Genomic DNA, 4,346 nt, shown 5'->3' on the forward strand with positions numbered 1-4,346 from the left:
CATTGGGCCCACAAGTTTGGGACCTCAATTAGTTGTGCCATGTCCCATAAATTGATGTGGATTCCTCAAAGCGTTTTTTGTCGTACATCCGATGATAGTAAAGAAATTGCTCGACTTCCATGGCTTGGCAAGCGGCACTGCTGGCATGGACAACACAACCCGTGAACAGCTCAGTTTCGTTTTTGCAAAGCTAACGGGTAGTTTGGAGGACGCGGCATCGCAAGCTCTCAGAGGCCAGCGATCGAAGATTAGCCCAAAAGAAGCAATAGAGCTTGTTCAGTCCCTCCAGGTCCCGCTGCAACACGCCGCCGCGCGTATGCGGGCGATTGAGCTCTTAGCCCGTCAGAACGGGCGAAAATGAAGCGAAGCACCAACTTTGGATTGCGCAAAGCGGGCGTATGAGCCTGCACAGGATCGGTAGTCAGTCAATCCGTAGAACTAGTCCAACAACTCACCCAGCGAGACACCAAGCGCGGTAGCCAGTTTATCCACAACGGTAATCGTTGGGTTGCGGGCACTGCGCTCGAGATCGCTAATGTACGTCCTGTGAACATCCGCTTGATGCGCGAACTCCTCTTGCGACCAGCCTTTTATCTGCCGCAAGCGTCGCAGGTTTTTGGCAAGGCGGTCGCGCACATCCATACAGCGTGTTGGACATCGACACAGATGATCAGTCTACAGACGATCAGTGACATATTCTGTTGACTTCCGTCCTAAACGAAGCGCTGGTATGTCACCGATCGACGACAAGGCGCGGCAGATGAAAGACCAGTTGAACCCATCAGATGTGCGATATGTAAAGCTAGGCTCTGGCGGCAAACATGTTGATTATGCCCTGGAGAATGCGGTCATTCCTGTCGACTTTGACCTGGCCGACCACTCGCTGTGTCTGGAAGGCGATTGGGAGATGTTGCTAACAACGATGACCCAGGCCGGGCGCGGAATTCAGGCCGCAAAAGAAGATATACGGGAATTGAAAGACTTCTACGACCTGCCAGACGGCTCGCTTTGGATTACAATGGCGCGTGGGCACCTATGGTGGGCGCTTGCGGGCGACAAGATCGAACTATCCAAGGTAAAATCGTCGGGCCCGGTGCGTTGGCGATCAACACAAAGTGGCTGGTCCAAAATATCGCTTGCTGGCACCCCTCTCCAACTAAACACCCTGAGTTCAGCGCTCACCAAGACAGCATCATACAGGCGGACAATTTGTAAGGTCGAGGCTCAGGACTACCTGTTGCGATCCATCCGGGGAGAGCGCCATCCGCTACAACACCACGCCTGCGCGCTCACCGACGAGATGCATAGTCTGGCAGAGCAAATGATCAGGACCCTGCATTGGGCAGAATTTGAAACATTGATTGATCTCATCTTCCTGCGAAACGGCTGGCGGCGTACCAGCCTGCTGGGTGGCAACATGCCTGATGTGGACCTGGTGCTCGAGCAACCCCTGACCGGGGAAACGGCCTGGGTTCAGGTCAAGAGCCAGGCACGTCAGGCTGAGCTCGACAGCTATATTGAACGATTCTTAGCCGATGGGTCCTGGGACCGTTTCATATTTGCATGTGCCGATCCACGCGGCGCATTGGCCCTTCCAACGCAAAGGGATTTGAACCTGGACATTTGGACAGGCAACGAGCTGGCCTCAAGAACTTTGGAGTCCGGGCTTTTTAAGTGGCTGTCCGACAGGATGGTCTGACTCACTTAGCTACGCCATTCCAGTGCTGCCTATGTCGGACGGTGCCAGGGTTGTTCATCCTCCTTAACGTATTCGACCCTGAGCAGCGTGGTCTCAAGCGTGCAACCTTCAGGCGCAACAAGACAGCCGTAGCCCATGTTATTGACCTCCTGCGGGCTGTATTTTTCCTGTAGTTCATCAAGTAGAACTTTGGCTTTCAGATTACCCTTCAGCGCTTCACGCTGAATCATCTTCAACACCAATTCCACAGTCGAGTAGCGCTTGCGTTCGCCGTCTTCGCTGACAACATGTGTTTCATGCGCAACTCTCTGGACAATAGGCTTCATCCCTTTCGCACCGCGCGGTCTTCCCTTGGGATTGCCAGATTTTCCTCTTTGGAACCTGGTGGGATAAAGAGGATCGAAATCCTCAAGCGGGTCAGCACCATCGGTCATAGGCTAATTCCTTGATACATAAATTAGGGGCTTGGCCATACTTTGCACCTCGCGGCTTGCCCCAGTCTTTGAGCGTTGAAGATAGCCATTAGGTGTCGTTTTCATGTTCTTGCACGGGGGCTCTTGGTGCGATCACCACGCCTGTTTGTATCTTCGATCGCGGGGGTGTTATGGCTTCATATTTTTCAAACTGCTTTAGCACGTACCTTGCCGATTGGATGTTTCCCTTGAGCGCTTTATCAACCTGCACACGCAGTGTGGCTTCGCGCGCGTCCATGTTTTTGCTGCCGCCGGGCAAACGAACTCTGACCTGCTGATCCAGGACCTGATCCAGATCCAGTTCAATGGACCCTTTTTTACGGGGCCTGCCTTTTGGATTTCCGGATTGTCCCTTTTGGAACTGAGTATCCCGAGGAGGACGACCGAAGCCAACTTGGTAGTCTTTGTCACGCATCTGCTGCCTCCGATTCAGCTATCGCACTGACACCTTCGCTTGCACGATCAGCCGCGACCTCATGAAACACCGGACCGTCTTCACCAAGACGTGGGATCAGGCCGAATGTTTCCGTCAAACGGCGCAGGATCACGTCACAGTAGGCTGCATCAAGCTCGACCCCATATCCACGGCGACCCGATTGCTCAGCCGCTACAAGTGTGGATCCCGACCCACAGAATGGGTCCAACACCAACCCGCCACGATGTGAGCAGTCCAGAATGGCGTCCCTCACCAATGCCACAGGCTTAACTGTAGGGTGCATCTCAAGGCCGCCCTGCCCTTCACCAAAACTATTGGCTCCGGCATAAGTCCAGACATTCGTCCGGTTCCTGCCATTCTTTCCAAGTTCGACATTGTTGATGTGTTTGCCGGCCCCCGATTTGAACAAAAACACCAACTCGTGCTGTGAGCGGTACAGCGATCCCATTCCGCCATTGGTCTTAGACCAAACACAAAGGTTTTTGAGCTCGGAGTAAGCCACGTCCCCTGCCCCAAGGATTTCTCTTATATGGCGCCAGTCCATACACTGAAAATGAATGGAACCGTCTTCACTATAGGCGGCAAGGTGTTTGAATACAGTCGTCAAGAAGCACTGAAAGTCTTCTGGCGACATTTCACCGGACGCCATGGCAAACTCTCGATGCTGAACCGATCCCAAGCCCGAGACGTGTCCCCGTATGGGCACGTTGTAAGGGGGATCTGTGAAGACCATCTGAGCACGTTCCGATCCGAGCAAAGCGGCATAGGTCTCCGCCCTGGTGCTATCCCCGCAGATCAGGCGATGAGGGCCAATGTGCCAGATGTCACCCTCCCGGGTTACCGGCGAATTCCCAGTTGGTGTCGGAACCTGATCCAACGGATCCTGCCCGTCCTCACCATCCAGTCTCAGCGCCTGGATGCTCAGATCGATCTCAGGCAACTCGAAACCCGTTAGTGTGAGATCAAATGGGATTTCCAACTCATCGAGGTACTGGAATTCGAGCGCCAGAAGGCCTGCATCCCAACCCGCATTTTCAGCAAGCTTGTTGTCCGCGATGACATAAGCCCGAATGTCCTCTTGGCTCATGCCTGACAAACAGATCGTTGGGACTTGCTCCAACCCCAAGAGTTTGGCTGCCTCGACACGGCCATGTCCCGCAATGAGCTGATTGTCATCATCAACAAGAACGGGGTTGGTAAACCCAAAGTGCTCGATTGAGCGCATCACCTGCCGGATCTGGCTTTTCGAATGCGTTCTGGGATTTCTGTTCCTTGGCTTAAGAGCGTTGGGAGATTGATAAACTAACTTCAGCGCAGTCAATGACGTGGCTCCTCACATAGGCGGAGCCGAATTCAGAACGTCAGATACAATGCGGCCCCGGGTTTCACTTCGGGTCCACGCAAGCGCATTCTAACGTGTTATATGTCTGGGCACTTGTTTCAGCCAGGCGCTGTCCCGGTTCAATCTCAGACAGCGTCAAGATCATTCCGGCCATTTTATTGTTAAGATCAATGTAACTATTGCAGTGAAAGATTCAATATCAACCGGTGCATCCACGTCGAACTCCAGGCAAACCGAAGAGATTCAGAACGCCGGGAAACTCAACTTTAACCCGATACACTCTCGTTCAAGAAGCATTGTTATTGCTAAATCCGGACTACAAATATCAGAGCCAATCAAAAGCTCTAGAAGGGTCCAAAGCCGACGATCCTCACAGAGGTTCACAATTACCGCTGT

Annotated in this window: 5 protein-coding genes; 1 reads left to right on the plus strand and 4 read right to left on the minus strand. The window is 53.1% G+C overall.

What is annotated here, in order from left to right; genetic code table 11:
- Nucleotides 1-438: 438 nt before the first annotated feature.
- Entirely contained in the window at nucleotides 439-642 is a 204-nt protein-coding gene (locus tag ACR0KJ_RS19315; protein WP_170452299.1) for a helix-turn-helix domain-containing protein, read from the minus strand.
- An 88-nt stretch (nucleotides 643-730) separates the two neighbouring features.
- Between ACR0KJ_RS19315 and ACR0KJ_RS19320 the strand changes: the two genes are divergently transcribed.
- A complete protein-coding gene (locus ACR0KJ_RS19320) occupies nucleotides 731-1,699 on the plus strand; it encodes a restriction endonuclease (protein ID WP_170452301.1) in 969 nt (322 codons plus the stop codon).
- Nucleotides 1,700-1,728: 29 nt separating this feature from the next.
- Here the strand turns inward: ACR0KJ_RS19320 and ACR0KJ_RS19325 are convergent, their stop codons facing one another.
- The 3 genes from ACR0KJ_RS19325 to ACR0KJ_RS19335 all read right to left on the minus strand — a co-directional run bounded on the left by ACR0KJ_RS19325 (nucleotide 1,729) and on the right by ACR0KJ_RS19335 (nucleotide 3,929).
- Nucleotides 1,729-2,133: a DUF5681 domain-containing protein gene (locus tag ACR0KJ_RS19325; protein ID WP_170452303.1), complete on the minus strand. Its 405-nt coding sequence runs from the start codon at nucleotides 2,131-2,133 to the stop codon at nucleotides 1,729-1,731.
- Between the two features lie 88 nt (nucleotides 2,134-2,221).
- Nucleotides 2,222-2,587: a DUF5681 domain-containing protein gene (locus ACR0KJ_RS19330; protein ID WP_170449314.1), complete on the minus strand. Its 366-nt coding sequence runs from the start codon at nucleotides 2,585-2,587 to the stop codon at nucleotides 2,222-2,224.
- Nucleotides 2,580-3,929 (minus strand): site-specific DNA-methyltransferase, encoded by a 1,350-nt coding sequence (locus ACR0KJ_RS19335; protein WP_480627450.1) that lies wholly within the window; start codon nucleotides 3,927-3,929, stop codon nucleotides 2,580-2,582. Before ACR0KJ_RS19335 ends, ACR0KJ_RS19330 begins: the two co-directional genes overlap by 8 nt.
- Nucleotides 3,930-4,346 lie beyond the last annotated feature (417 nt).

This window comes from Ruegeria sp. AD6 (assembly GCF_056542325.1).